This is a genomic window from Marinactinospora thermotolerans DSM 45154 (genome assembly GCF_900167435.1).
In the GTDB taxonomy this organism is placed as follows: Bacteria; Actinomycetota; Actinomycetes; order Streptosporangiales; family Streptosporangiaceae; genus Marinactinospora; species Marinactinospora thermotolerans.
This window is the reverse complement of record NZ_FUWS01000002.1, coordinates 139,530-165,182: the sequence shown is the minus strand read 5'-3', so window position 1 is coordinate 165,182 and position 25,653 is coordinate 139,530. Positions and strand designations below refer to the sequence as shown.

Here is a 25,653-nt window from a genome sequence, read left to right as displayed (position 1 = left end):
GGGCGCTGCACCGCGTGGCCGTGTTGATCAGGCCGCGAGCGGTTCAGGCGAAACGCTCGGCCGGGGTTTCCCGGTCGAGCGTTTCGCGTGGGCGGCTGTCGGGTTCGGCGGATACGGCGTCGAGGTCCTGACCGTTGTGGGTGGACAGGTCGATGCCCTTGAGGGAGGCGGTGTCGCTGCGGCGGATCGCCGGCGTCCTCGGCGGAGCCACGCTGCTCAGGCCCCGCGCCTTTTCCGTTCTGCCGGATGTCGCAGTCCATCGCCCCGGGCACCGTGGTGGTGCACCGGCTCCTGGAATCCAGGACGTGACGGTCGGGGCCTCGCCCGTGCGCGGCGCGGGCCGGGGCGGCGGATCCGCCACCGATGTCCCCATCGACCTGCCGGAGGGACCGGCCCGGCCTCGGCGCCTCGTCCCGGCCGGCCTCGACCGCGCGGAGCGGCTCGGCTGGGGTGCGCCTGGTCCCCGCGATGGCGGGACGCGGATCGACCACGGCGCCTGCCGGCACGCGGAGCACCCGCGGTGAGGTCGGGGCCGGCCACGTCCGGGCAGCGCGCCCACGTCACCACCGCCTCCGGCGACATCCGGACCGGCGAGACCGGCGGACCGACGCGGCTAAGGACCGCCTCCGGCGACATCCGAACCGAGCTGTGCCACGTCCGATCGAGGCGCGAACGGGATCCGGCCGCATCGCGGTCGGCGAGGCCGACCAGACCTCGCGGTCGCGGGATTCCGCTTTGGGCACCGCCGTGGAGCGGGGTACGGCCCCGGTCGGCGCGGAGGCCGACCGGGGTCGCGTGTGGATCGGTGAGGTGGCGCCGGGGCGGTCGCCCCGGCGACCACGGGCGGCGGGGCGAGGGTGGGCGTGCGCGAGGCGCTGCCGCCTAGAACAGCGCGAACTCCTGCCGGGGACGGTCTCCCGGAGCCCTTCGACGGGCCGGACGGCGCGGAGCGCACCGTCGAGGTGCGCGCCCGCGCCCTGGGCGGCGACTCGTGGTCCGGGCCGCCGCCGGGGCGCCGGCCCGTGGTGCCGCGGGGACACCCGCGCGAGCCGGCCCGCTCCCGGTTGCCCGCCCCGCTCCGGCCGGCCCGTTCCACGCCACGGCTCCGGCCCGGGGACACGGCGGCCCGCCGGACGCTCCCCGGGCGGCCCTCCCCCGGGAACTCCGGCCCGCTCGGGCCGTCGTCACCCCCGGCTCAGCAGGCGCCCCTTCGGCTCGGCCGGGTCGACCAGCTCGCCGCGCAACCAGGTGGCGCGCACGACCCCGCGCACCTGACGGCCGTCGTAGGCGCTGATCGGGTTCCTGTGGTGCAGCTCGGCGACGTCCAGACGCACCACCTCGTCGGGGGCGACGACCGCGAAGTCGGCGTCGTTGCCGACGACCAGCCCGCCCTTGCCGTCGACACCGGCGATCTCGGCCGGCCGCCGCGCCATCCACTCGACGACCTCGGCGAGGGGGAATCCGCGCGCCGACGCTTCCGTCCACACCGTGGAGAAGCCCACCTGCACCCCGGAGATGCCGCCCCAGGCCGTCCCGAAGTCACCGGTGTCGAGGTTCTTCAGGTCGACCGTGCTCGGCGAGTGGTCGCTGACGATGCAGTCGATCACCCCTTCGCGCAGCGCCTCCCAGAGTTGATCGCGGTTGGCGCTTCCCCGGATGGGCGGACAGCACTTGAACTGGGTCGCTCCCTCCGGCACCTCCTCCGCGGCGATCGTCAGGTAGTGCGGGCACGTCTCGACCGTGAGGGGGACCCCCTCCTCTCGCGCCGCGCGGATCATCGGCAACGCCGTCGCGCTGGACAGGTGCAGGATGTGACAACGGGTACCGGTGGCCCGCGCGGTGTCGATGACCAGCCGGATCGCCGCGTGTTCGGCCTCGTCGGGGCGCGAGGCGAGGAAGGAGGCGTAGTCGCGACCGTACGCCGGCGGCGCGGCGTCGAGCACGCGGGGATCCTCGGCGTGCACGATGAGCACGCCGCCGAACTCGCCGATCGCCTCGGCCGCGACGCGGAACTCCTCGGGGGACAGGTGACCGAACTCATCCACGCCCGAGGGCGAGAGGAACGACTTGAAGCCGTAGACCCCCTGCTCGTGCAACGCGCGCAGCTCCTTGGTCGTGGCCGGCCCGCTGTTCTCGGGCACGGCACCGCCCCAAAACCCCACGTCGATGAGGACGTTGCCGCGCGCGACCGCGCGCTTGGCCTCCAGCCCGTCGACCGTTGTCGTGGGCGGGATGCTGTTGAGCGGCATGTCGATGATCGTGGTGACCCCGCCGGCCGCCGCGGCGCGGGTGGCGGTGGCGAACCCCTCCCACTCGCTGCGTCCGGGGTCGTTGACGTGGACGTGGCTGTCCACCAGGCCGGGAAGCAGCACCTCGTCGGCGGCGACCTCCACGGTGCGCGCCGCCGCAGGCGGGGTGTCGTAGTCGGTGATCGCGGTGATGCGCCCGTCGCGCACGGCCACGGCGATCGCGCGCTCTCCTTCGGGGGTGATCGCGCGTCGGGCCCGTATCACCAGGTCGTGGGCCTGCTCCGGCATGTTCCTCGCCTTTCTCGTCCGGTTGCCTTCGTTGACGGTCAGCCCACCCTGCGGTTGGCGAAGCCCTCCAGCTCCGAGCGTGACACCCCCGCCGCCGCGGCGACCTCGTCGTCGCCCAACGCCCCGCAGTGCAGGCCCCGGACCAGGGCCGAGGCCAGCGCCTGGGCCGTGGCGGGCTCGTCCATGATGGCGCCGCCGGCCGCGCCCAGGTAGGCCTTGAGGCGTTCGGCGGCGGGCTCGAACGCCTCGCGGTAGAAGGCGTAGGTGGCCAGGTAGCGTGTCGGCAGCTGATGCGGGTGCAGGTCCCAGCCCTGGTAGTAGGCCCGTTCCAGGGACCGGCGGACGAGCCCGGCGTGCAGCCGCCAGGCGGCGTGCACCTGGGCCGTGTCACCGACCGGGAGCACGTTGGTGGAACCGTCGGACAGCCACACGCCGGTTCCGGCGGCGGCGAGCTGCATGACGGCCTTGGCGTGGTCGGCGGCCGGATGGGCCATGCTCTGGAAGGCCGCGGTGACCCCGCAGGCGGCGCTGTAGTCGTAGGTGCCGTAGTGCAGGGCCGTGACCCGGCCGGGCGCCGCGTGCACCATGCGGGCGACGGCGGCCACGCCGTCGTGGGAGAGGATGGACTGCGGCGTCTCGATCTGCAGCTCGAAGGTGAGGTCGCCTTCCGCCAGGCCGAACCGCTTCTCCAGCTCCGCGGTGAGCCAGGCCATCGCCTCGACCTGCTCGACCGCGGTGATCTTGGGCAGGGTGAGCGTCAACCCGTCGGGCAGCCCCCCGGCCCGCTCCAGCACGGTGCGCAGGAACAGTCCGAGGCTGCGCAGGCCCCGCCTGCGGCCGGCGGACTCCATCCCCTTCATGCGGATGCCCCAGTAGGGCGGGGCCGTGCCCTCGGCCAGGTCGGCGCACAGGGCTTCGGCCGCCGCGGTCACGTGGGCGTCCTCTTCCTCGTCGGGCCGGGCGCCATAACCGTCCTCCAGGTCGATGCGCAGGTCCTCGACGGGTTCGGTCTGGAGTTTGGCCCGGACCCGGGGCAGGCAGTCGGCGACGGCCGCCTCGTCCAGGCCGGTGGCCGCGGCGAGGGTCGCGGTGTCGGGGGCGTGCTCGTCCAGGCAGGCCAGCGCCCGACGTCCCCATTCGGCGGCGAGTCCGGGGCGGATCGCGTCGGCGGGGACGTAGACGGTGTGGACCGGTTGGCGGCGGCCCCGGTCGCCGGGATAGCCGCGAAGGAGGCGGGCGTCGGCGTCGGCGAGCCTCGTGTCGAGGGCGTCGCCGAGTTCGGACAGGCCGATACCGGCCACGTCGGCCGCGCCGGCCAGGGAGTCCTGCTCAACCACGGTCTATGTCCCTTCCGCTGTGGACCGGCGCCCGGGGGCGAAGAGAACCCGGCACCGATAACTTCTATATAGCGGACATTAACTTCTACAATTCGGAACAACAAGAGGCAGTACGGCGGAGCCTCCCGAAACAAGGGGCGCCACAGGGGACTTCCGCAGATGGCAGCGGTCGGTACCGAGCCACGATCGGGATTAGCGGGCTCGGCTTCCGTATCGCAGAATGAGAACTCCGAACCGAGTGGCCGTGAGCCGGAACGGCCGGTCGGAGTGGTCACGCGATGGGAGCTACACCTTTGACAACGCCACCACAGACGACGACCGGCGGGACCGGTGCGGAGAGCGAGTCGAGGAACCGGTCGGGCGGCGTCCAGTCGCTCGACCGGGCCTTCGCCCTGCTGGAGATCATGGCCGACGCGGGCGGCGAGATCTCACTGAGCCAGCTCGCCGGCTCCTCCGGTCTTCCCCTCCCCACGATCCACCGCATCATCCGCACCCTGCTGGGCAACGGCTACGTCCGCCAGCTCCCGTCGCGACGCTACGCCCTGGGTCCCCGCCTCATCGGGCTCGGTGAGAGCGCGTCCCGCATGCTCGGCACCTGGGCGCGCCCCCACCTCGCCCAGCTGGTGGACGAACTCGGCGAGACCGCCAACCTGGCCATGCTCGACGGCGACAAGGTCGTCTACGTGGCCCAGGTCCCCTCTCCCCACGCCATGCGGATGTTCACCGAGGTGGGCCGGCGGGTGCTCCCCCACTCGGCGGGCGTGGGCAAGGCCCTGCTGGCCCAGCTCCCCGAGGCCGAGGCGCTGGCGACCGTGCGCCGCACCGGTATGCCCGCGGCCACCGACCGCACCATCACCACCCCCGAGGCGTTCGCGGCGGAGCTCGCCCGCATCCGGGAACGCGGGTACGCCATCGATGACGGCGAACAGGAGATCGGCGTCCGGTGCCTGGCCGTGCCGGTGCTCGGCGGACCGGCGATGATGGCGGTCTCGATCTCCGGCCCCGAATCGCGGATGAACTGGGAGTTCGTGGACCGGGCCGCGCCGATCGTGCAGCGCGCCGCGGTCAGCCTGGCCGGCGACCTCAACCACCAGAATTGAGCGTGGGGGCGCCGGGTCTCGCCCGACGCCCCCACACCCGTGGCCTCACACCTGCTGGTCGAAGCCCAGACGGCGCAGCTGCTTGGGATCGCGCTGCCAGTCCTTGGCGACCCGCACCCTCAGGTCGAGGTAGACCCGGCTGCCCAGCAGCGCCTCGATCTGCGCGCGCGCCCGCGAGCCCACCTCGCGCAGCCGCGCCCCCTTGGAGCCGATGACGATCGCCTTCTGGCTCGGGCGCTCGACGTACAACGAGGCGTAGATGTCGATGAGGTCCCTGCCCTCGCGGGGCGCCATCTCCTCGACCACCACCGCGATCGAATGCGGCAGCTCGTCGCGCACCCCCTCCAGGGACGCCTCGCGAATCAGCTCGGCCACCAGCATCTCGTCCGGCTCGTCGGTCAGCTCACCGTCGGGGTAGAGGGGCGGTCCCTCCGGCAGGTGGCCGCACAGCACGTCGGCGACCGTGTCGAGCTGGAAACCGGCCGCGGCCGACACCGGGACGATGTCGGCCCACTCGCCCAGCCGCGAGACCGCCAGGAGCTGCTCGCTCACCCGGGCCCGGTCGACGGTGTCGGTCTTGGTCACCAGCGCGACGACCGGGGTGTCGCGCTGGGCGGCCAGTTCGCGGGCGATGTAGGTGTCGCCGCGTCCGATGGGCTCACCGGCGGGGATGCAGAAGGCGATCACGTCGACCTCGACCAGTGTCGAGCGGACCAGGCTGTCCAGCCGCTCCCCCAGCAGCGTGCGCGGTTTGTGCAGGCCGGGGGTGTCGACGATGATCAACTGCGCGTCGTCTCGATGCACGATCCCACGCACGGTGCGCCGCGTGGTCTGCGGCCGGTTGCTGGTGATGGCCACCTTCTGGCCGACCAGCGCGTTCATCAGTGTCGATTTGCCCACGTTGGGCCGCCCGACGAAGCAGGCGAACCCACTGCGGAAGCCCTCCGGGTAGGAGGGCATGGGCAGCGGTACCCGCAGCTTTTCCAGGTCGAGGTCGTCCATGAGTCCAGTCTGTTCGTCAGGCGCGCGTGATGCTCGCGGGCGTGCCGTCCGGCCCGCTGAGCACCACGGTCGCGGTTTTCAGGTCACGGGTCACCGCGGCGTCGGCCGGCGACAGCTCCGTGGCCGCGCCCACCACGACGGCGGCCTCAAGCACCTCCGCGCCGCTGGAGACGGCGGCGGCGACCGCGGCCTGTAGTGCCGACAGCTTCAGTGAGGGCAGGTCCACGGTCGTGGCCACATAGGTGCGTCCCGTCTCGTCGCGCACGGCGGCGCCCTCGGCCGTGGCGTTGCGGGCGCGTGAGGAGCGGGCCAGCGTGATGAGCTTGGCGTCCTCGGGGTCGAGTTCGGCCGCGGTGGGGGTCGGTTCGGTCACGTCTTCCTCGTCTCCTGCGCAAACGGTCACCGCGCTGTCGCGCGGTGTCTCAGGCGTCGGCCCTGGGGGTCGGCTCCTGCTCCTGCTCGGCCGCGGCCACCCTCTCGACCAGGATCGTGGCGGTCTGGTTGCGTCGGCCGGAGGGATCCTCCGCGGTGAGCCGCAGACCGGCGTACACGGCCTGGGAGCCGCTGATGGGCACACGGCCCAGCACGTAGGCGAGCAGTCCTCCCACCGTCTCGACGTCGGGGGCGTCCACCTCGGCCCCGAACAACTCGGTGAGCTCGCCCAGCGGCAGGCGCGCGGTGACACGCGCCTTGTCCTCGCCCAGCCGTTCGATGGGCGGGACCTCGTCGTCGTACTCGTCGGTGATCTCCCCGACGATCTCCTCCACGATGTCCTCGATGGTCACCAGGCCCGCGGTCCCGCCGTACTCGTCGATGACGACCGCGACGTGGATGCGCTGCCGCTGCATGTCGCGCAGCAGCTCGTCGATCGGCTTGGAGTCGGGCACGTAGGTCGCCGCGCGCATGATGTCGCGGACGGTCCGGTGCTGGTCGGGCGCGCCGGGCCCGGCGTTCCACTGGTCGCGCAGCCGGGCCACGACGTCCTTGAGGTAGACGATGCCGACCACGTCGTCCATGTCCTCGCCGGCGACGGGGATGCGCGAGAAGCCGCTGCGCAGCGCGAGCGAGAGCGCGTCGTCCACGCTGGCGTCGTGGTCGATGAACACGATGTCGGTGCGCGGCACCATGACCTCGCGCACCGTCGTGTCGTCGAGTTTGAACACCGAGTGGATCATCTGGCGTTCCTCGGGGTCGATCACGTGCCCCCGCTCGGCCAGGTCGACCAGCCTGCGCAGCTCGTCCTCGCTGGTGAACGGCCCCTCGCGCTCGCCCTTGCCGCGCGGGGTGAACGCCTGCCCCAACAGGACCAGCGCCTGGGCGAGCGGCCCCAGCACCCGGGTGACCGGACGGACGATGGCGGCACCGGTCAGCGCGACCGCCGCGGGGAACTGCCGGCCCAGGATCCGCGGGGTGACGCTGATCAGCACGTAGTTGACCAGGATCATCACCACGGCGGCGAGGAGCACCGCGAGCCAGTCCAGGCCCAGCCAGTCGACGAAGCCGACGGCCAGGGCCAGCGTCGCCAGCACCTCGCAGGACACCCGCAGCAGCAGCACCATGTTGAGGTGGCGCGCCGGATCGGCCGCGACGTCCTCCAGGCGGCGTACCCCTCGGCCCGTACGGGTGCCGACGAGTTCGCCCACCCCCATGCGCGCCGCCCGGGTCAGGGCGACCTCGACGCTGACGAAGAAGGCGGCGGCCAGCGACAGCAGGATCGCGCATCCGAACGCGAGCCCCAGCTCCGCGGCCTCCTGACCGGTGACGGCCAGGAGTGTCACGGGCTCCGCCGCCGACAGGGCCGGTCCGAGGCCGGCCTGGCCGGTATGGCCAGAGGTCATCGCGGACCGTCCTCCGTCCCCGTCTGGGCCACGGACTGCTCCAGGCTGTGCCGCCATCCGGCGAGCAGTTCACCCTGGAGCCCGAACATCTCCTTGTGCTCCTCGGGCTCGGCGTGGTCGTAACCGAGCAGGTGCAAGATGCCGTGGGTGCACAGCAGGTCGATCTCGTCCTGGGTCGGGTGACCGGCCTTCTCGGCCTGGCGGGCGGCCACCTGCGGACAGATGATCACGTCGCCGAGGACACCGGGGTCGGAGGTGCGCCCGGGTCCCCCTGGGCGCAGTTCGTCCATCGGGAACGACAGCACGTCGGTCGGTCCGGGTTCGTCCATCCAGCGGACGTGCAACTCGGCCATCGGCTCCTCGTCGACGAGCACGATGGACAACTCCGCGAGCGGGTGGACCCGCATGGAGTCGAGCACGTAACGGGCCAGCCGGGCCAGCCGCGTCTCGTCGGTGGGGACGCCGGACTCGTTCGCGACGTCGATACTCATTGCTGAACGCGCCTCAATCTCTGTGTTCATCGGTCCGCGTGGCCCGGTGCGGGCCACGCGGGATATCAACCGGCGCCGTTGGCCGAACCAGCGGGGCGGGACCGCGGCCGGCGGTCGCGCTGCCGCCCGTCCTGCCGTTCGTGGTCATAGCGCCCGTAGGCGTCGACGATGGCGCTGACCAGCTTGTGGCGGACCACGTCGTTGCTGTTCAGGCGGCAGAAGCCGATGTCGTCGATCCCTTCGAGGATGCGCTCGATCGTGCCGAGGCCGCTGGCCTGACCACCGGGGAGGTCGACCTGGGTCACATCCCCTGTGACCACGATCTTGGACCCGAAACCCAGACGGGTCAGGAACATCTTCATCTGCTCGGGCGAGGTGTTCTGCGCCTCGTCGAGGATGATGAAGGAGTCGTTGAGCGTACGGCCCCGCATGTAGGCCAACGGCGCCACCTCGATCGTCCCCGCCGACATGAGCTTGGGGATGGAGTCGGGGTCGAGCATGTCGTGCAGCGCGTCGTAGAGGGGCCTGAGGTAGGGGTCGATCTTCTCGTAGAGCGTTCCGGGCAGGAAGCCCAGGCGCTCGCCGGCCTCGACCGCGGGGCGGGTCAAGATGATCCGGTTGACCTGCTTGGCCTGGAGCGCCTTGACCGCCTTGGCCATGGCCAGGTAGGTCTTGCCCGTACCGGCCGGACCGATCCCGAAGACGATGGTGTGGCGGTCGATCGCGTCGACATAGCGCTTCTGGTTGAGGGTCTTGGGCCTGATCGTGCGGCCACGCGCCGACAGGATGTTCATCGTCAGCACGTCGGCCGGCCGCTCGCCGTCGGCGCTGGGGGAGCGCAGCATCCCCAGGGTCCGGTCGATGGCGTCGGGGGTGACCTGGGTGCCGTTCTCGACGAGTTCGAGCAGTTCCTCGACGAGACGGACGACGAGCGAGGTCTCCTCGGGGCTGCCGCTGATGGTGATCTCGTTGCCCCGGACATGGATGTCGCTGTCGAAGGAGCGCTCGACCACCCGCAGAAGCTCGTCTCCGGACCCCAGCAGGTTGATCATCATGTGCTCTTCGGGCACGACGACCTTGACCTGGGTGCTTGGTTTCGTTGATTCGACCATAATGTGGCCTCGCGGCCGTCTCGCCCCTGCCTTTCGCGTCCGCTGGGATCGGTGGGGTAACAGCGTCGGCTGTTATGACGAAATTCTATCAAGTTGCCCCTGGTCACCCTCTGCGCTCGCGCGGCCGGGAAAGGGGCCTCCCCCGTCCCGGCCGCTGTTTCCGCGCGCCGTGACCGTTATCCGGGTGGCCACTCCAGGCCCCGTCCACCGAGCACGTGGCCGTGCAGGTGGAACACGGTCTGCCCGGCTCCGGGGCCGGTGTTGAAGACCAGCCGGTAGCCGCTCTCCGCGACGCCGTCGGCCTCGGCCACCGCCTGAGCCTCTCGGGCGATCTCGTCGAGGAGGCCCTGGCCGGCCCGTCCGGCCGCCGCGGCGTCGGGGTGGTGCTCCTTCGGGATGATCAGCACGTGGGTGGGTGCCTGTGGGTTGATGTCGCGGAACGCGAGGGTCCGCTCGCCCTCACGGACGATGTTGGCCGGCACCTCTCCCGCGACGATCTTGCAGAACAGGCAGTCGGGCTCGGTCAACGCCACCGCTGCCCTCCTCTCCTCTTTCTCCTCGGTTCCCCGCACCGGGGTGATCACGGCCATCCCATCACGCCTCGCGGGTGGGCGAGGCCCTCACCCGGGGACGGGCGGCATGCCGTTATCGGCATGCCGTTATGGCCGCGCCGGGACCGGGATTCTCCTACGGTGGGGCGAAGCGCGCCACCGCGTGCTCCCCCAACGCGCCTTCGGTGGTGAATAGCCGGAAAACCTCGCCGTCGCGGGCTATTCTGGTGCTTTGCGTGACTTCTCCCACGCTGTCACGCTCTCGGGGAAGAAGGGGGAACAGCGCGCATGGCCGAGACAAGGGGACCGGTCGCCGGCCCGGGCACGTCGGTGACGTCCGCCCACGGACTCCGCGACAGACCCGGGAACTGAGCGAGAAGAAGGCATGCCCTTTCGTAAACCCCGCGACAAGGGCGCGCGTCCCAATGACGTGACTGAGACCATGGTGGCGGGCGCGCCCGCGGCGACGGTAGCGGTCGAGTGGGACGCCGACCAGGCGGTGACGCAGCTCTACAGTGCTCACTACCGGCCGTTGGTCCGGCTCGCGACGCTTCTCGTCCGCGACTTCGCGACCGCCGAGGAAGTGGTACAGGACGCCTTCGTCGCCATGCACGGCGCCTGGAGGCGCCTACGAGACCCCAACAAGGCCCTGTCCTACCTGAGGCAGTCGGTGGTGAACCGGGCCCGTTCGGTGCTGCGCCACCGCGCCGTCGTCGAGAAGCACGCCCCCAAGGGGCTTCCCGACGCCCCCAGCGCCGAGCACGGCGCCCTGGGCGAGCTCGAACGAGCCGAGGTCGTCGCCGCGCTGCGCAGGCTCCCCACCCGACAACGTGAGGCCATCGTCCTGCGGTACTACGGAGACCTCTCCGAGGCACAGATCGCCGATGCCATGGGAATCAGCCGTGGCGCGGTCAAGAGCCACACGGCGCGCGGAATCGCCGCGCTCCGATCGGTCCTGGAGCGGACGACATGACCGACCCCTTTGACGATGGATTCGAGCAGCGGCTGCGCGAGGCGCTGCGTGCGGAGGCCGACTCCGTACGCCCCTCCCCCGAGGCCCTCGACCTGATCCGCACGCGCACCGCCCAACGCCGTCTCTCCCCCTGGGCCGCGCTGACCTGGCTGCGCCCGGCGGCGGCCGTCGCGGCCGCGGCGCTCATCGGCGGATCGGTGCTGCTCGGTACCCCCCAGATCCGCGACCAGGTCTTCTCGGGGGGCTGGGACTCCGCCTCGGACTCCCGTGGGACCCCCCATGACGGCCAGGGGCTCAGCGACACCACGAGCGAGACCCCCTCGGTCCCTCCCGACGGCCCCACCCCCGGTACCGAACCCGTCGCTCCCCGGCCCCCCGCTCCCTCGCCGTCCCCGAGCGGTCCCGATGGCGACACCGACCACAGGGGCCCGTCCGTCCCGTGCGCTTCTGAGGACGAGGCGCCCACCGCCACCGCCCGTGAGGGCGAGCCCAAGCGTCAGTCCTGCCCGGCCTCGGACGACCCCTCTCCGACTCCCGCCCCCACCACCCCCGCGCCCGCTCCCGAGCCGGAGCCCGATCCGGACGGCGAGGATCCCGGCGAGGGCGGGGCCTCTCCTCCTCCGGAGACACCCGAGCCCTCGGCTCCCGCGATCCCTCTCCCTCCCTCGCCCGCCGGCTCCGCGCTCGAGTAGCCCGGTCCGGCTCTTCGCGTTGTGGCCCCGCCCGTCCCCCGAGCGGGGCCACGCTCCGTCCGGACCTACCAGCGTCCGCAACGCGCCTGAAGCACCGCCAAGGCCGCCACACCCGCGGTGGAGGTGCGCAGCACGGTGCGGCCGAGCAGCGCCGGCACCGCTCCGGCCTGTGTGAACGCCGCCAGCTCCGGGTCGCTGATCCCTCCTTCGGGCCCCACGACCACGACGATCCCGCCGGCTGGATCGGTGGGGAGGGCAAGCGCGGCCAGGCGTTCCTCGGCCTCTTCGTGCAGCACCACGCCCAGTGCCGCCGAGGACAGCAGGGCGACGACGTCACGGGTCGAGGCGAGCCCGGCCACCTCGGGGACCCATGACCGGCGCGCCTGCTTGGCCGCCTCCCGCGCGGTCGCCCGCCACTTGTTCAGGGACTTCTCGGCGCGTTCGGCCTTCCACCGGGTGACGCAGCGTTGCGCGGCCCACGGCACGATGGCGTCCACCCCCGCCTCGGTCATGACCTCCACCGCGAGTTCGCCACGGTCCCCCTTGGGCAACGCCTGCACCACGGTGATCCGCGGCGTGGGCGACGGTTCGTGGACACGGTCGCGGACTTCGAGGGTCACCCTGTCCTTGCCGACCGCGCCGACCACGCACCGCGCCCGCGTCCCCGCGCCGTCGACCACGTGCACGGCCTCGCCGGCCACCAGCCGGCGCACGGTCGCCGCGTGCCTGCCCTCCGGCCCCGAAAGCACGACGGTGTCGTGGGCGAGCCCTCCCGGTTCGGTCAGGAAAACCGGAGCTGTCACAGGTCCCCTCTCAAGAAGAACGGCCGGACCCCGAGCCTGGTACCGGCCCCGGGTCCGGCCATCGGCCGGCCGGCTCAGCGTGTGTTGAAGGCGCCGCGCAACCGGGAGAAGATGCCTCCCTGTCCCGGGCTGAACTTGCCCGGCGGGTGGTCCTCGCCCCGCAGCTCGGCGAACTTGCGCAGCAGGTTCTCCTGCTCCTCGTCGAGCTTGCTCGGCGTCTCGACGGTGACGTGGATCATCAGGTCGCCCCGCCCCGGACCGTTGAGGTGCCGGCTGCCCCGCCCGTCGAGCGTGATGATCTGGCCGGAGTTGGTCCCCGGGCGCAGGTCGATCGTCTCGTTTCCGTCGAGTGTCTCGATGGTGAGCGAGGCCCCCAGCGCGGCGGCCGTCATCGGCACGGTCACCGTGCAGTGGAGGTCGTCTCCGCGCCGCTCGAAGATCGGGTGCGGCCGCTGCACGATCTCCAGGAAGATATCGCCGCGCGGACCGCCGTTGGGGCCGATCTCGCCCTCGCCGGCGAGCTGGATCTGGGTGCCGTCCTCGACACCGGCCGGAATCTGCACCGTGCGGGTGACCTTCTCCCGCACCCGCCCCTCGCCCGCGCAGTCGGGGCAGGGGTTGCGGATGACGGTGCCCTGACCGGAGCACTGCGGACACGGCCGCGTCGTCATGACCTGACCCAGGAACGAGCGCGTGACCTGGGAGACCTCACCGCGTCCGGCGCACATGTCGCAGGTCTCGCGGTGGCTCCCCTTGGCCGTGCCCTCGCCCTGGCAGGTACCGCACAGGACCGCGGTGGGGAAGGTGATGTCCTTGGTGACACCGAACGCGGTCTCGGCGAGATCCAGTTCGACCCGGACCTTGATGCTGCGGCCCCGGCGGGCGCGCTCGCGCGCGGCCCGGCCGGCCGTCTGGCCGCCGCCGAAGAAGGCGTTCATGATGTCGTCGAAGGGGAACCCCGCCCCGCCGAATCCGCCGGCTCCGGCGCCGCCGCCGGGCGCGAAGGGGTCCGCCCCCATGTCGAACATCCGGCGCTTCTCGGGGTCGGAGAGGACCTCGTAGGCCTGGGTGACCTCTTTGAAGCGTTCCTGGGTGAGAGGGTCGGGGTTGACGTCGGGGTGCAGTTCCCGCGCGAGCCTTCGGTACGCCTTCTTGATTTCGTCCTTGGTGGCCTCGCGGCGCACCCCGAGGATCTCGTAGTAGTCTCTGGCCACTTACTGCCCCGCCAAGATCTGACCGACGTATCTTGCCACTGCGCGTACCGCTCCCATCGTTCCGGGGTAATCCATTCGGGTCGGGCCCACCACACCGAGCTTTGCCAGTGACTGATCTCCAATGCCGTAGCCCGCGGTCACGATCGAGGTGGTCTGCAGCCCCTCGTGGGAGTTCTCCGCGCCGATCCGGACCGACAGCATGGACGGATCACCCGCCTCACCGAGCAAACGGATGAGGACGACGTTTTCTTCCAGTGCTTCCAGCACGTCGCGCAGCCCGGCGGAGAAGCCCATCCCGGCGAGGTTGGCGGTGCCGCCGAGGACGACCCGCTCCTCGTGCCGCTCGACGAGACTCTCCAGCAGGACCGACAGGACCGAGGCCGCCAACGGCCGCTCCTCGGCGGGCAGCCGGGCCGGCAGGTCGGAGACCGCTGAGGGCACCTCGTTGAGCCACTTGCCCGCCACCGCCTGGTTGAGCGCGGCCCGCAGGTCGCCGACGGAGGCCTCGGTGACGCGGTCGAGGCCGTCGATGACCTTCTGCTCCACCCGCCCGGTGTCGGTGATGAGAACCATCATCACGCGGTGGGGGCTGAGCGGGACGAGTTCGACGTGCTGCACCGCCGAGCGGGTCAGCGAAGGGTATTGCACGATCGCGACCTGGCGCGTGAGCTGCGCCAGGAGGCGGACCGTGCGGGCGATGATCTCGTCGAGGTCGACGGCGCCGGACAGGAACGTCTCGATCGCGCGCCGCTCGGCCTGCGACAGGGGCTTGACCGTGGACAGGCGGTCGACGAACAGACGGTACCCCTTGTCGGTGGGGACCCGGCCGGCACTGGTGTGCGGCTGGGTGATGTACCCCTCCTCCTCCAGGGCCACCATGTCGTTGCGGATCGTCGCGGGTGAGACCCCCAGGCTGTGCCGGTCGGCGAGCGCCTTCGATCCCACCGGCTCGTTCGTCGACACGTAGTCCTCGACGATGGCACGTAGCACCGCGAGCTTTCGATCGTCGAGCACGCGCTCACCTCCTGGCACTCCGTGGTCCTAAGTGCTAATTCTATGCCGTTCCGCCAAGTCGCTCCCCTCCACGTGATCGCGTCGGGGTGGCGCACCCCGCCGGCCGCGATCCTGACGTCGACCGGTCCGCTCCCGCCCCGGCCAGGACGCGCCGGCGTCGTCGAACGGTTTCCTACCCATGTGGCGGGGAGCGCGCACGGGTCCCGGCCGCGTCGACACGCCGTCGGCTCTGTCCGGGGCGGCGTCGAGGCCGCCACTACAATGCGGGCCCGTGCCCACTTACTCCGGCAGACCAGGCAGAAGGTACGACGGTGACGTCCTCGCCGGCGACTGGCATCGCCCGCGCCGAGGCCGGATCCGCGAGGTCCCGGCCGAGCCGGGGCTCGTCGTGGAATCCGCGGACGAGGGTTTCTGCGGTGCCGTGGTGGCGTGGGACAAGCAGACGGTCACGCTTGAGGACCGGCACGGACGCCGCCGCGTCTTCGACCTCGCCCCCGCCGCGTTCCTCATCGACGGGGAGCCGGTGACCGTGGTCCGCCCCCTCCCCTCGTCCTCCTCGGCTCCGGCGCGCAGCGCCTCGGGGTCGATCGCGGTCCCCGGCCTGCGCGCGCGGACCGCCCGGGAGAGCCGCATCTACGTCGAAGGCGTCCACGACGCCGAGCTGGTGGAGCGTGTCTGGGGACACGACCTGCGGGTGGAGGGGGTGGTCGTGGAACGCCTGGAGGGCGTCGACCACCTGCCGGAGGTCGTCGAACGGTTCGCCCCCGGCCCCCACCGCCGGCTCGGGGTGCTCGTCGACCACCTTGTGCCCGGGTCCAAGGAGAGCCGGATCGCCCGGCTCCTCACCTCGCCGCACGTGCTCGTCGTCGGCCACCCCTTCGTCGACGTGTGGCAGGCGGTCAAGCCGTCGGTTCTCGGCATCCCCGCCTGGCCCGAGGTGCCGCGCGGCCGCCCCTGGAAGGAGGGCGTCTTAAGCGCGCTGGGCTGGCGGGAGGAGCCGGGCGAGGCGTGGCGGCGGATCCTGGGGGCGGTCCGCTCCTACGCCGATCTGGAACCCGGGCTTCTCGCCAGGGTCGAGGAACTCATCGACTTCGTCACCGCTCCCCAGGAGGAGAGCAACTAGGCTCGTCCCAGCACGCGCAGCGACCTCCTCCGGCGCCCCACGGGGCCCGGCTCACCGATCGGCCATCGCAACCGGCACAGCCAAGGGACACCATGAGCGAGACACCGCCCAACCAGCCGCACCCCCAGGACCCTGCGGGCGGGCAGCCCGCCCACGGCCGGCCCGCCGGCGACCCTCCCGCTCCGGCGTCCCCGGAACACCCCTCCTGGCCGGGAACCCCCGCCGGCGGGCAGCCCGGCCATGCCGGCCCCTCCCACACCCCGCCCACGGGGGGACAGCCCGGTCACGCCCGTCCCTCGGGGAACCAGCCGGCCTACCGGCAGCCGTCGGGAGGACAGCCCGCCTACCAGCGGCCGCCCAGCGGACAGCCGGCCTACCAGCAGCCGCCCCAGGGGCCTCCCGGGTACGGACGGCCCGGCCATGCCCCCCACCCCCCGCAAGGGGCACAGCCCGGTTACGCCCAGCCCACCGGGAACCAGCCCGCCTACCAGCAGCCGGGATACGCGCAGCCGCCCGGCCCCCAGGGCCAGCCCCCCTACGGCGGCCCGTCCGGCTACGCCCAACCCGGCTACGCGCAGGGCCCCTACGGCCATCCCGGTTACGCCCAGCCCGGCTACGGTCCCCAGCCCTACGGGCAGCAGGCACACCCGGGGCAGGCCCCGCAGGGAAGCGCCCACCAGGGCGGGACCGGCTCCGACGACACCACGTGGGCCATGGTGGCCCACCTGGTCGGGGTGATCATGGCCTGCGCCGGATGGCTGCCCGCCCTGATCGTGTACCTGGTGAAGCGGAACGCCTCGCCCTACGTGCGCCACCACGCCGCCGAGGCGCTGAACTTCCAGCTGACCCTGCTCATCCCGTTCGTCCTCAGCTGGGCGCTGTTCATCGGCCTCGGCGTCTACGCGCCGGACCTCTCCCCGATCGGCTCGGCCCTGATCGGCCTGTTCTGGCTGCTCTCGATCGTCTTCGGGGTGCTCGCCGCGGTGGCGGCGACCAAGGGCACGTGGTACCGGTACCCGGTCGCGATCCGGATGGTGAAGTAGCCACGGCGCCGTCCCCGCGGTCCACGGCGCTCTCGGAGCGCGGGGACGGCTCAGGTGAGATCGCGTACCACCGCGTCGGCGAGGAGCCTGCCACGTCGGGTCAGCACGGCGCGGCCGTTCGCGTGGGCGTCGGCTTCGAGCAGTCCGTCGCGCACCGCCTGTCCGGCGGCGTTCCGCCCGTCCGCGTCGAGCAGGTCCAGCGGGCATCCGTCGATGATGCGCAGCTCCAGCAGGATCCGTTCGAAGCGCCGGTCGGCCTCGTCCAGGACCTCGCGCGCCTGGCCGGGGGTGATCCCCTCGGCGAGCCGGGCCGCGTAGGCCGCGGGATGCTTGACGTTCCACCAACGGGTCCCGCCGACGTGGCTGTGGGCGCCCGGGCCGACCCCCCACCAGTCCCCGCCGGTCCAGTAGAGCAGGTTGTGCCGGCTGCGGGCGGAGCGCGAGCGCGCCCAGTTGGACACCTCGTACCAGTGGTAGCCCGCCGCGGCGAGGAGTTCGTCGGCCATGAGATAGCGGTCGGCCATCGCGTCGTCGTCGGGCGCCGCAAGCTCGCCGCGGCGGACCCTGGCCGCCAGGCGGGTGCCCTCCTCGACGATCAGGGAGTAGGCCGAGACGTGGTCCGGGCCGGCCGCGATCGCGGCTTGGAGGGACTCCTTCCAGTCGGCGTCGTCCTCCCCCGGCGTCCCGTAGATGAGGTCGAGGTTGACGTGGTCGAACCCGGCCTCGCGGGCCCAGGCGACGCAGCGTTCCGGTCGTCCGGGGCTGTGCGCGCGTTCCAGGACGGCGAGAACGTGCGGGCGGGCGCTTTGCATGCCGAACGAGATCCGCGTGAACCCCGCCTCGCGCAACCGGCCCAGGGAGTCGCGGTCGACGGTCTCGGGGTTGGCCTCGGTGGTCACCTCGGCTCCGGGGGCCAGGCCGAACTCGGCGTCGATCGCGGCGAGGACGCGGCCGAGGTCGGCCGGGTCGAGGAGGGTCGGGGTGCCCCCGCCGACGAACACGGTGCTCACCGGGACGTCGCCGGTGCCGAGCACCCGCCGCGCGAAACGCAGTTCCGCGATGGCGAGATCGGCGTAGGTCTCGCGTGAGGCGGTCACCGATCCGTCCCTGGAGCGCAGCTCGCTCGCGGTGTAGGTGTTGAAGTCGCAGTATCCGCACCGCGTGACGCAGAACGGCACATGGACGTAGACGCCGAACGGGCGCTCGCCCACCCCCTCCAGTGAGGCGGCCGGCAACGCGCCATCAGCGGGCACGGGGTTCCCGTCAAGAGGTACCGAAGGCATGCTTCCAGTGTCGGTCATCGAGGGGACCGGCCGGTCCCCCGTCCCTCTCACCGGGGACGATCACCTGCGGGCGAGCCGCCGCTCCGCCGCGGCCGCGGCCCTCTCCCATTCCGCGGCCCGGCCGGGGATCTCCAGGACACGGCGGATCAGGGCGATGTCGTCATGGGAGGGGCGCGAGGCCCGGAAGGCCGTCGCCAGGTCGATCCCGTGATCGGGACGGTGCGCCACCTCGATCCGGTCTCCCGCGCCGACCTCGCCTTCCTCCAGCACCCTCAGGTAGGCCCCGGTACGCGCCTCCTCGGTGAAGCGCCGGACCCAGCCCTCCTCGCCCAGCCAGTTGCGAAACGTCCCGCACGGGACCCGGGGCAGGGTGACCTCCACCAACGCGGTACCGATCCGCCAGCGTTCGCCGACGAGCGCGCGGCTGACCTCGACGCCGCGGGTGGTCAGGTTCTCGCCGAACATCCCGCCCCGCAGGGGGCGCCCCAACAGCCGCTCCCACACGGCGAGGTCCTCGCGCGCGTAGGCGTAGACCGCCTGGTCGGGGCCACCGTGATTGTCCCGGTCGGCCTGTTCGTCACCGGCCAGCCCCAGCCGGCCCACCGCGACCGCGCCGTCCACCGGGCGTTTGTCGATCGCGGTCCGTCGCAGTCTCCCGGCCCATTCGGCGGCCACCGCGACACCGACGTTGACCGATTCAACCCGTCCACTGTCCATGCCGGAACGTTAGTGCGCCCGCCGCCGGTGTGGGAACTCCGGGATCAGGCCGACGTGGAGTGGGACAGGCCCGAGGGCACCACGCCGGTCGAGCCCCGCACGACGAGTTCGGGATCGAACATGTACTCGGTGCGCGACGCCGCGTGCCCGGCGATCTCGTCGCACAGGGCCCGCACCGCGGCCAGCGCCATGGCCGGGATCGGCTGGCGCACCGTTGTCAACGGCGGATCGGTGAAGGCGATGAGCTGGGAGTCGTCATACCCCACGACGGAGAAGTCGGCCGGGACCGACAGCCCCCGCTGCCGCGCGGCGCGTATCGCCCCCAGGGCCATCAGGTCGGATCCGCAGACCACCGCGGTGACGCCGCGGTCCAGCAGACGGCCGGCCGCCGCGTGCCCGCCCTCGACCCCGAACAGGGACAACTCGACGAGCTCGTCCTCGACGGCCAGGCCGTTGGCGGCCATGGCCTCGCGGTAGCCGGCCAGTTTGCGCTGTACCGGGACGTAGCGCCGCGGCCCGCTGGTGAAACCGATCCGGACGTGACCGAGCGCGGCGAGGTGGTTGACGGCGAGCTGGCTGGCGGTGCGATCGTCACAGGAGACGAACGCCGCGGGGATGTCCTCGGCGAAACCGTTGACGAGCACGATGGGCAGCCGTCGGGCGATGAGCGACCGGTACCGGCCATGGTCGACGGTGGTGTCGGCGTGCAGCCCCGAGACGAAGATGATCCCCGAGACGTTGCGTTCGAGCAGGAGCTCGACGTACTCGTCCTCGGCGATGCCCCCCGGGGTCTGGGTGCACAGCACCGGCGTGTACCCGTGCTGGGCCAGCGCCCCTTCGGCGGCCTGGGCGAACATGGGGAAGACCGGGTTCTCCAGCTCCGGAACGACCATCCCGACCAGCCCGGCCGAGCGCTGGCGCAGCCGGGCCGGGCGCTCGTATCCGAGCACGTCGAGCGCTGTCAGCACGGCCTTGCGGGTGTCGCTTCCCACCCCGGGCCGGTCGTTGAGCACTCGGGAGACCGTTGCCTCGCTCACTCCGGCCTGCCGGGCGATATCGGACAGTCGTGGACCCATGGGAGCACTCTAATGGACGAAAACGACCACGCATTGAAATAAATGAGTAATCTTGCGCAAGTAATTTCAGCCAGCCGAGATCGCTGAGGCGATACGGAGGGACCCTCATGCAGCAGCCCGCCGACCAGGCCGCCCCCCGCTCCCCCGGCTCCCGCCCGGGCTGGTGGCGCGATGCCGTCATCTACCAGATCTACGTCCGCAGCTTCGCCGACTCCAACGGCGACGGCGACGGCGACCTGCCCGGCATCCGCCGGCGTCTGCCGGCGTTGGCCGCTCTCGGCGTGGACGCGGTCTGGCTGACCCCGTTCTACGTCTCGCCGCTCGCCGACGGCGGCTACGACGTCGCCGACTACCGCGACGTGGATTCCCGGTTCGGCACGCTCGCCGACTTCGACGCGCTCCTGGAGACCGCCCACGACCTGGGCATCCGCCTGATCATCGACATCGTCCCCAACCACACCTCCTCCGCGCACCGCTGGTTCCGCGAGGCGGTCGCCGCCGAGCCCGGCTCCCCCGAACGCGCCCGGTACGTGTTCCGGCCCGGCAAGGGGCCCGACGGGGAGGAGCCGCCGAACAACTGGAAGTCCATCTTCGGCGGCCCGGCCTGGACCCGTCTGAAGCGTCCGGACGGCACCCCGGAGGAGTGGTACCTGCACCTGTTCGACGCCGAGCAGCCCGACCTCGACTGGACCAACCCCGAGGTCCACGAGGAGTTCGACGACGTGCTGCGGTTCTGGCTGGACCGTGGGGTGGACGGCTTCCGCATCGACGTCGCCCACGGCATGGTCAAGGATCCGGCGCTCCCCGACCTCGCCGAGGGCCAGACCGCCGAGCTGCTCGACGGCAGCACCCGGCTGCCCTACTTCGACCAGGACGGGGTGCACGACATCTACCGGCGCTGGCGCCGGATCGTCGACGGCTACGACGACCGCGCCATGGTCGCCGAGGCGTGGGTTCCCAACGCCGAGCGCGTGGCCCGCTACCTGCGCCCCGACGAGCTGCACCAGGCGTTCAACTTCGAGTTCCTGACCGCGCCCTGGGACGCCGCCACGCTGCGCAAGGTGGTCGACGACTCGCTGGAGGCCAACGGCGCGGTGGGCGCGCCCAGCACGTGGGTGCTGTCCAACCATGATGTGACCAGGCACGTCACCCGGTTCGGCGGTGGCGCCGAGGGGCTGCGCAAGGCCCGCGCGGCGGCCCTGCTGATGCTCGCGCTGCCCGGCTCGGTCTACCTCTACCAGGGTGAGGAGCTGGGGCTTCCCGAGGTGACCGACCTGCCCGAGGAGGCGCTGCAGGACCCCAACTGGAAGCGTTCGGGCTACACCGAGCGCGGTCGCGACGGCTGCCGCGTCCCGCTGCCGTGGGAGGGCGGCGAGCCGCCCTTCGGCTTCGGCCCCGACGGCAGCGCCCCCTGGTTGCCGATGCCCGCGGCCTGGCGGGAGCTCACCCGCGAGGCCCAGGCCGGCGATCCGGACTCGACGCTGTCGCTGTACACCTCGGCGCTGCGCCTGCGCCGGGAGCACGCCGCCCTGGGCGACGGCACCCTGACCTGGGTGGAGTCCCCCGACGACGTGCTGGCCTTCCGCAGGAGCCCCGGCTTCGCCTGCGCGGTGAACCTCGGGGCCCGGCCCGCGCGGGTCGCCCTGGAGGGTGCCCTGATGTTGGCGAGCGGTCCGGTGGAGGTCGGTGACGGCGGGGTCACGCTGCCGCCCTACACCGCCGTGTGGCTGGAGGAGCGCGCCTAGGCGCCCATGAGGCGACGACGGGCCCGGACGTCCTGGTGGACGGCCGGGCCCGTCATGTTACGGCGATGTTTCGCCGAGATTGCCGCATCCTTGCAGAAAATTTATGAAAAGGCTTCCATTCCTTGCAAGAAGTTGCTAGCGTCGCGGCACCAAGCCCCGCAGAGCCGTGACAGCGGGCACCGGGGGACCCGTCGCGGCTGTGTGTCCCTAAGGAGAGTCATGAAGATCCGTAGCGCCGGCGTGTTCGCGAGCGCCACGGTCCTCACCCTGGTCGCCACCGCCTGCGGCGGTGGCGGCGACAGTGGCGAGGCCGCCCAGGAGGAACCCAGCGGCACGATGGTCATCTGGGCCGACGACATCCGCACCAAGGCGCTGCTTCCCTTCGCCGAGGAGTTCGGCGAGGCACACGGCATCCAGGTCGAGGTCGAGACCATCCCCAACGAGGACCTGGAGTCCAACTTCGTCACCGCCCACCAGGCGGGCTCGGGCCCCGACATCGTCGTCGGCGCGCACGACTGGACGGGCAACTTCGTGCAGAACGGCGCGATCGACCCCGTGCAGCTCCCCGAGGACAAGGTCGCCGCGTTCAACGAGACCGCGATCGAGGCCGTCACCTACAACGGCCAGCTCTACGGCGTTCCCTACGCCACCGAGAACCTGGTGCTGATCCGCAACACCGAGCTCGCCCCCGAGGCGCCGTCGAGCGTCGAGGAGCTCGTCGAGACCGGCGCGGCGCTGAAGGACGAGGGCGAGGTCGAGGAGATCCTGGGTCTCCAGGTCGGCCAAGAGGGCGACCCCTACCACATCTACCCCTTCTACACCTCCGCCGGCGGCTACCTGTTCGGCCAGGACGACAAGGGCGACTACGACCCCTCCGACGTCGGCGTGGGCACGCCGGAGTCCGTCGCGGCGTTCGAACGGATCGCCGAACTCGGCGAGAAGGGCGAGGGCGCGCTGAAGCGCTCCATCGACAGCCAGAACGTCGCCTCCCTCTTCCAGGACGGCAAGACGCCCTTCTTCATCACCGGCCCGTGGTCGATCCCCGACGTCAAGACGGCCGGGATCGACTACGAGATCAGCGCGATCCCCGGCTTCGAGGACGGCGAGGAGGCCCGCCCGTTCGTCGGCGTGCAGACGTTCTACGTCGCCGCGGGCGGCGCCAACAAGGTCCTCGCCCAGGAGTTCGTGACCAACTACGTCACCGACCCCGAGCTGGCCATCGCGCTGTACGAAGAGGACCCGCGCCCTCCGGCGCTGACCGCGGCGCTGGAGCAGGTCTCCCAGAGCGACCCGGATCTGGCCAAGGTCACGGAGGCCGGCGCCAACGGCGACCCGCTGCCCGCCATCCCGCAGATGGCGGCCATCTGGGACCCGTTCGGCAAGGCGGAGGCCGCGGTCATCAGCGGGGAGGACCCCGAAGAGGCCGTCACCGCCGCGGGCAAGGCCATTACGGATCAGATCGGCTGAGTCCGTGTTCGCCGACCGACGTAACGGCGCGGGCGCCCCAGGCGGGGCGCCCGCGCGCCCCCCGCTCCCCGGAGGCGCCCTGGCCCCCCGCTCCGGATCGCTGGCCGGGCAGATGGTGAAGATCGGCATGCTCGGCCTCACCACCGCCCTGGCGGTGTGGGCCGCGTTTCCGCTGTACTCCGCGGGCAACTGGATCGGGATCGGCGTGGTGGCCGCGGTCACCACGCTCCTGTTCTACGTCTACCTGTCCCCCCGCGCCATCCCCGCCAAGTACCTCGTCCCGGGCACGCTGCTGCTGGTCGCCTTCCAGATCCTGCCGGTGCTGTACACGGTCAGCACCTCGATCACCAACTTCGGCGACGGGCACCGCGGCAGCAAGGAGGAGGCCATCGCCTCGATCGAGGCGTCATCGGTGGTGCGCGCCGCCGACTCCGTCGACTACCGCCTCACCGTCGCCGCCGTGGGCGACCCCGCGACCGGCGACCTGGTCTTCCTGCTGACCGACCCCGAGGGCCGGGTCCAGGCCGGCGACGCCGACGGGCTCACCGAGCTCGCGCCGGACGCCGTCACCACCGACCCCTCGGGCCGGATCACCGAGGCCGAGGGCTACACCCTCCTCGGTGCCGCGGAGGTGAGCGCGCGCAGCGCCGAGATCACCGCCTTCGCCGTTCCCAGCGGCGACGGCTCCGGCATCCGCTCCAGCGGCCTGTCCAGCGCCTATGAAGGCGACGCCACCCGCGCCTACGACGCCGACTGCGACTGCATCGTGGACGCCGCCACCGGCGCCCGCTTCACCGCCGACGACGAGCGGGGCGTCTTCCTCGACGAGTCCGGCGAACGCCTCCCGCAGGGCTGGCGTGTCGACGTCGGCTGGGACAACTTCGCCAAGGTGCTCACCAACCCGTCGGTGAGCGGCCCCTTCTTCGGCATCCTGCTGTGGAACCTCGCCTTCGCCGCGGGGACGGTCCTGCTCGTGTTCGTCCTCGGACTGGGGCTGGCCCTGCTCATGCACACCGACCGGTTGCGTGGGCGCAGGGTGTACCGCGTCCTGCTGGTCCTGCCCTACGCGATGCCCTCCTTCGCGATGCTGCTGCTGTGGCGCGACATGTTCAACGCCGACTTCGGCCTGGTCAACCGGCTGCTCGGCCTCGACGTCGACTGGCTGGGCGGGGAGTGGACGGCGCGCCTGGCGTTGCTGGTGGTCAACGCCTGGCTGGGCTATCCCTACCTCTTCCTCGTCGCCACCGGGGCGCTGCAGTCGATTCCGCGCGAGCTCACCCAGGCCGCCCGGCTGGACGGCGCCGGCGCCTGGCAGTCGTTCCGGCACGTCACGCTCCCGCTGTTGATGGTGGCGCTGACGCCGATCCTGGTGTCGACCTTCTCGTTCAACTTCAACAACTTCAACGCCGTCTACCTGATGACGGGCGGCGGCCCGTTCCCGCCCGACAATCCGATGGTGGGCGGTACCGACCTGCTCATCACCTACACCTATCGGCTCGCCTTCGGCGGCCAGGGCGCGCAGTACGGCTACGCCTCGGCGATCTCGGTCTTCATCTTCCTCATCGTGGCCGTCATCTCCGTGGTGAGCCTGAGGCGGAGCAGGAGCTTGGAGGAGACCCACTGATGACCGCGACGACGATGGGCGCCCGGGTGACGCGCTGGGCGCGGCTGACCGGATGGCGTCACCTGCTGCTGGTGGTCGCGTTGGTGTTCGCGCTCTTCCCGGTGCTGTTCGTGGTGTCGGCCGCGCTGAACCCCCTGGGCACGCTCAGCTCCAGCAGCCTGGTCCCCCAGGGGGTCAGCACGGCCAACCTGGAACGGTTGTTCAGCGATACCCCGTTCGGGTCCTGGTACCTCAACTCGATCCTGATCTCGCTGGCCAACGCGGCGGGCACGGTGTTCCTGTGCGCGCTCGCCGCCTACGCCTTCAGCCGGTTCCGCTTCATCGGCCGGCGCACCGGCCTGTTCGGTCTGCTGCTGGTGCAGATGTTCCCGCAGTTCCTGGCGATCGTGGCGATCTACCTGATGTTCACCGACATCACCGAGTACTGGCCCGAGGTGGGGTTCGACACCCCCTGGGGACTGATGCTGGTCTACCTCGGCGGCGCGTTGAGCGTGAACACCTGGCTGATGAAGGGGTTCTTCGACACCGTTCCCCGGGAGCTCGACGAATCGGCGCGGGTCGACGGGGCCACCCACGCCCAGGTCTTCTTCCGGATCATGTTGCCGTTGGTGGCGCCGGTGCTCGCGATCGTGGGACTCCTGGTGTTCATCAGCACCATCAACGAGTTCCTCATCGCCAGCGTGTTCCTGCGCGACCCGGAGTCCAAGACGGTCGCCCTGGGGCTGTACGGGCTGATCTCGGGCGAGCGCAACGCCAACTTCGGCATCTTCGCCGCGGGCACCCTGCTCATCTCCCTGCCGACGATGGCGGTGTTCTGGTTCCTCCAGCGCTTCATCGTCGAGGGCCTGACCAGCGGCGCCGTCAAGGGCTAGACCCACGGCGGGGCGGCCTCCCCGAGGCCGCCCCGCCGT

Annotated in this window: 23 protein-coding genes and 1 pseudogene; 9 read left to right on the top strand and 15 right to left on the bottom strand. The window is 71.7% G+C overall.

Annotated features, from left to right (window positions below; translation table 11 throughout):
* Positions 1–43: 43 nt before the first annotated feature.
* From B5D66_RS25380 to B5D66_RS03700, 3 genes and pseudogenes are all read right to left on the bottom strand, one after another.
* A pseudogene (locus B5D66_RS25380) lies at positions 44–160 on the bottom strand (IS30 family transposase); the annotation flags it as partial.
* 1,024 nt (positions 161–1,184) lie between these two features.
* Complete coding sequence (gene allB / locus B5D66_RS03705) at positions 1,185–2,537, bottom strand: allantoinase AllB (RefSeq protein WP_078760178.1); 1,353 nt, start codon at positions 2,535–2,537, stop codon at positions 1,185–1,187.
* Between the two features lie 38 nt (positions 2,538–2,575).
* Positions 2,576–3,838 (bottom strand): DUF6986 family protein, encoded by a 1,263-nt coding sequence (locus tag B5D66_RS03700; protein WP_078760518.1) that lies wholly within the window; start codon positions 3,836–3,838, stop codon positions 2,576–2,578.
* A gap of 314 nt (positions 3,839–4,152) precedes the next feature.
* Here B5D66_RS03700 and B5D66_RS03695 point away from each other — a divergent pair, with 314 nt between their 5' ends.
* Positions 4,153–4,974: an IclR family transcriptional regulator gene (locus B5D66_RS03695; RefSeq protein WP_144389954.1), complete on the top strand. Its 822-nt coding sequence runs from the start codon at positions 4,153–4,155 to the stop codon at positions 4,972–4,974.
* Between the two features lie 45 nt (positions 4,975–5,019).
* On the opposite strand, the gene era is transcribed toward B5D66_RS03695, so the two are convergent.
* The 6 genes from era to B5D66_RS03665 all read right to left on the bottom strand — a co-directional run bounded on the left by era (position 5,020) and on the right by B5D66_RS03665 (position 9,944).
* Positions 5,020–5,976 (bottom strand): GTPase Era, encoded by a 957-nt coding sequence (gene era / locus B5D66_RS03690; protein WP_078760176.1) that lies wholly within the window; start codon positions 5,974–5,976, stop codon positions 5,020–5,022.
* A gap of 16 nt (positions 5,977–5,992) precedes the next feature.
* Positions 5,993–6,349 (bottom strand): cytidine deaminase, encoded by a 357-nt coding sequence (locus B5D66_RS03685; protein WP_078760175.1) that lies wholly within the window; start codon positions 6,347–6,349, stop codon positions 5,993–5,995.
* A gap of 49 nt (positions 6,350–6,398) precedes the next feature.
* A complete protein-coding gene (locus B5D66_RS03680; protein WP_394330031.1) occupies positions 6,399–7,772 on the bottom strand; it encodes a hemolysin family protein in 1,374 nt (457 codons plus the stop codon).
* 38 nt (positions 7,773–7,810) lie between these two features.
* Complete coding sequence (gene ybeY, locus B5D66_RS03675) at positions 7,811–8,305, bottom strand: rRNA maturation RNase YbeY (RefSeq protein WP_078760173.1); 495 nt, start codon at positions 8,303–8,305, stop codon at positions 7,811–7,813.
* 65 nt (positions 8,306–8,370) lie between these two features.
* On the bottom strand, positions 8,371–9,417 hold the full coding sequence (locus B5D66_RS03670; protein ID WP_078760172.1) for a PhoH family protein: 1,047 nt from the start codon (positions 9,415–9,417) through the stop codon (positions 8,371–8,373).
* A gap of 176 nt (positions 9,418–9,593) precedes the next feature.
* The gene (locus B5D66_RS03665) at positions 9,594–9,944 is read right to left on the bottom strand and encodes a histidine triad nucleotide-binding protein (protein WP_078760517.1); all 351 of its coding nucleotides are present in this window, start codon (positions 9,942–9,944) and stop codon (positions 9,594–9,596) included.
* Positions 9,945–10,410: 466 nt separating this feature from the next.
* Between B5D66_RS03665 and B5D66_RS03660 the strand changes: the two genes are divergently transcribed.
* Both B5D66_RS03660 and B5D66_RS03655 read left to right on the top strand, forming a co-directional pair.
* Positions 10,411–10,941: a SigE family RNA polymerase sigma factor gene (locus B5D66_RS03660; RefSeq protein ID WP_078760171.1), complete on the top strand. Its 531-nt coding sequence runs from the start codon at positions 10,411–10,413 to the stop codon at positions 10,939–10,941.
* Entirely contained in the window at positions 10,938–11,633 is a 696-nt protein-coding gene (locus tag B5D66_RS03655) for a hypothetical protein (protein ID WP_078760170.1), read from the top strand. Before B5D66_RS03660 ends, B5D66_RS03655 begins: the two co-directional genes overlap by 4 nt.
* Before the next feature lie 65 nt (positions 11,634–11,698).
* Here the strand turns inward: B5D66_RS03655 and B5D66_RS03650 are convergent, their stop codons facing one another.
* The 3 genes from B5D66_RS03650 to hrcA form a co-directional block, all read right to left on the bottom strand.
* The gene (locus tag B5D66_RS03650; protein ID WP_078760169.1) at positions 11,699–12,436 is read right to left on the bottom strand and encodes a 16S rRNA (uracil(1498)-N(3))-methyltransferase; all 738 of its coding nucleotides are present in this window, start codon (positions 12,434–12,436) and stop codon (positions 11,699–11,701) included.
* A 74-nt stretch (positions 12,437–12,510) separates the two neighbouring features.
* Positions 12,511–13,650 (bottom strand): molecular chaperone DnaJ, encoded by a 1,140-nt coding sequence (dnaJ, locus tag B5D66_RS03645; protein ID WP_078760168.1) that lies wholly within the window; start codon positions 13,648–13,650, stop codon positions 12,511–12,513.
* Positions 13,651–14,664 (bottom strand): heat-inducible transcriptional repressor HrcA, encoded by a 1,014-nt coding sequence (hrcA, locus tag B5D66_RS03640; RefSeq protein WP_078760167.1) that lies wholly within the window; start codon positions 14,662–14,664, stop codon positions 13,651–13,653. It abuts the gene before it with no gap.
* A 271-nt stretch (positions 14,665–14,935) separates the two neighbouring features.
* On the opposite strand from hrcA, the gene B5D66_RS03635 reads away from it, so the two are divergent.
* Both B5D66_RS03635 and B5D66_RS25900 read left to right on the top strand, forming a co-directional pair.
* Entirely contained in the window at positions 14,936–15,787 is an 852-nt protein-coding gene (locus B5D66_RS03635) for a DUF3097 domain-containing protein (protein ID WP_235000718.1), read from the top strand.
* 92 nt (positions 15,788–15,879) lie between these two features.
* Positions 15,880–16,830 carry a DUF4870 domain-containing protein gene (locus B5D66_RS25900; RefSeq protein WP_078760165.1) on the top strand — a complete coding sequence of 317 codons (951 nt, stop codon included), beginning with the start codon at positions 15,880–15,882 and terminating at the stop codon, positions 16,828–16,830.
* Between the two features lie 50 nt (positions 16,831–16,880).
* Here the strand turns inward: B5D66_RS25900 and hemW are convergent, their stop codons facing one another.
* Genes hemW through B5D66_RS03615 form a run of 3 tightly spaced genes read right to left on the bottom strand, consistent with a single transcriptional unit; the run spans position 16,881 to position 19,906 of the window.
* Positions 16,881–18,113, bottom strand: a complete 1,233-nt coding sequence (hemW, locus tag B5D66_RS03625) for a radical SAM family heme chaperone HemW (protein WP_078760164.1) — start codon at positions 18,111–18,113, stop codon at positions 16,881–16,883.
* Positions 18,114–18,173: 60 nt separating this feature from the next.
* Positions 18,174–18,830 carry an MOSC domain-containing protein gene (locus tag B5D66_RS03620; protein ID WP_078760163.1) on the bottom strand — a complete coding sequence of 219 codons (657 nt, stop codon included), beginning with the start codon at positions 18,828–18,830 and terminating at the stop codon, positions 18,174–18,176.
* A 44-nt stretch (positions 18,831–18,874) separates the two neighbouring features.
* Entirely contained in the window at positions 18,875–19,906 is a 1,032-nt protein-coding gene (locus tag B5D66_RS03615) for a LacI family DNA-binding transcriptional regulator (protein WP_200813505.1), read from the bottom strand.
* Positions 19,907–20,013: 107 nt separating this feature from the next.
* Here B5D66_RS03615 and B5D66_RS03610 point away from each other — a divergent pair, with 107 nt between their 5' ends.
* The 4 genes from B5D66_RS03610 to B5D66_RS03595 all read left to right on the top strand — a co-directional run bounded on the left by B5D66_RS03610 (position 20,014) and on the right by B5D66_RS03595 (position 25,614).
* On the top strand, positions 20,014–21,651 hold the full coding sequence (locus B5D66_RS03610) for a glycoside hydrolase family 13 protein (RefSeq protein ID WP_078760162.1): 1,638 nt from the start codon (positions 20,014–20,016) through the stop codon (positions 21,649–21,651).
* A gap of 219 nt (positions 21,652–21,870) precedes the next feature.
* Positions 21,871–23,118: a sugar ABC transporter substrate-binding protein gene (locus tag B5D66_RS03605; protein ID WP_078760161.1), complete on the top strand. Its 1,248-nt coding sequence runs from the start codon at positions 21,871–21,873 to the stop codon at positions 23,116–23,118.
* Positions 23,119–23,122: 4 nt separating this feature from the next.
* Positions 23,123–24,742, top strand: a complete 1,620-nt coding sequence (locus B5D66_RS03600; RefSeq protein ID WP_235000716.1) for an ABC transporter permease subunit — start codon at positions 23,123–23,125, stop codon at positions 24,740–24,742.
* Complete coding sequence (locus B5D66_RS03595; RefSeq protein ID WP_078760160.1) at positions 24,742–25,614, top strand: sugar ABC transporter permease; 873 nt, start codon at positions 24,742–24,744, stop codon at positions 25,612–25,614. Before B5D66_RS03600 ends, B5D66_RS03595 begins: the two co-directional genes overlap by 1 nt.
* Positions 25,615–25,653: the final 39 nt, after the last annotated feature.

Excerpts from the sequence above, each read along its gene's own strand:
- allB (WP_078760178.1), bottom strand. The coding sequence starts at position 2,537 with ATGCCGGAGCAGGCCCACGACCTGGTGATACGGGCCCGACGCGCGATC.
- B5D66_RS03695 (WP_144389954.1), top strand. The coding sequence starts at position 4,153 with ATGGGAGCTACACCTTTGACAACGCCACCACAGACGACGACCGGCGGG.
- era (WP_078760176.1), bottom strand. The coding sequence starts at position 5,976 with ATGGACGACCTCGACCTGGAAAAGCTGCGGGTACCGCTGCCCATGCCC.
- ybeY (WP_078760173.1), bottom strand. The coding sequence starts at position 8,305 with ATGAGTATCGACGTCGCGAACGAGTCCGGCGTCCCCACCGACGAGACG.
- B5D66_RS03670 (WP_078760172.1), bottom strand. The coding sequence starts at position 9,417 with ATGGTCGAATCAACGAAACCAAGCACCCAGGTCAAGGTCGTCGTGCCC.
- B5D66_RS03660 (WP_078760171.1), top strand. The coding sequence starts at position 10,411 with ATGGTGGCGGGCGCGCCCGCGGCGACGGTAGCGGTCGAGTGGGACGCC.
- B5D66_RS03655 (WP_078760170.1), top strand. The coding sequence starts at position 10,938 with ATGACCGACCCCTTTGACGATGGATTCGAGCAGCGGCTGCGCGAGGCG.
- B5D66_RS25900 (WP_078760165.1), top strand. The coding sequence starts at position 15,880 with ATGAGCGAGACACCGCCCAACCAGCCGCACCCCCAGGACCCTGCGGGC.
- hemW (WP_078760164.1), bottom strand. The coding sequence starts at position 18,113 with ATGCCTTCGGTACCTCTTGACGGGAACCCCGTGCCCGCTGATGGCGCG.
- B5D66_RS03620 (WP_078760163.1), bottom strand. The coding sequence starts at position 18,830 with ATGGACAGTGGACGGGTTGAATCGGTCAACGTCGGTGTCGCGGTGGCC.
- B5D66_RS03615 (WP_200813505.1), bottom strand. The coding sequence starts at position 19,906 with ATGGGTCCACGACTGTCCGATATCGCCCGGCAGGCCGGAGTGAGCGAG.
- B5D66_RS03610 (WP_078760162.1), top strand. The coding sequence starts at position 20,014 with ATGCAGCAGCCCGCCGACCAGGCCGCCCCCCGCTCCCCCGGCTCCCGC.
- B5D66_RS03605 (WP_078760161.1), top strand. The coding sequence starts at position 21,871 with ATGAAGATCCGTAGCGCCGGCGTGTTCGCGAGCGCCACGGTCCTCACC.
- B5D66_RS03595 (WP_078760160.1), top strand. The coding sequence starts at position 24,742 with ATGACCGCGACGACGATGGGCGCCCGGGTGACGCGCTGGGCGCGGCTG.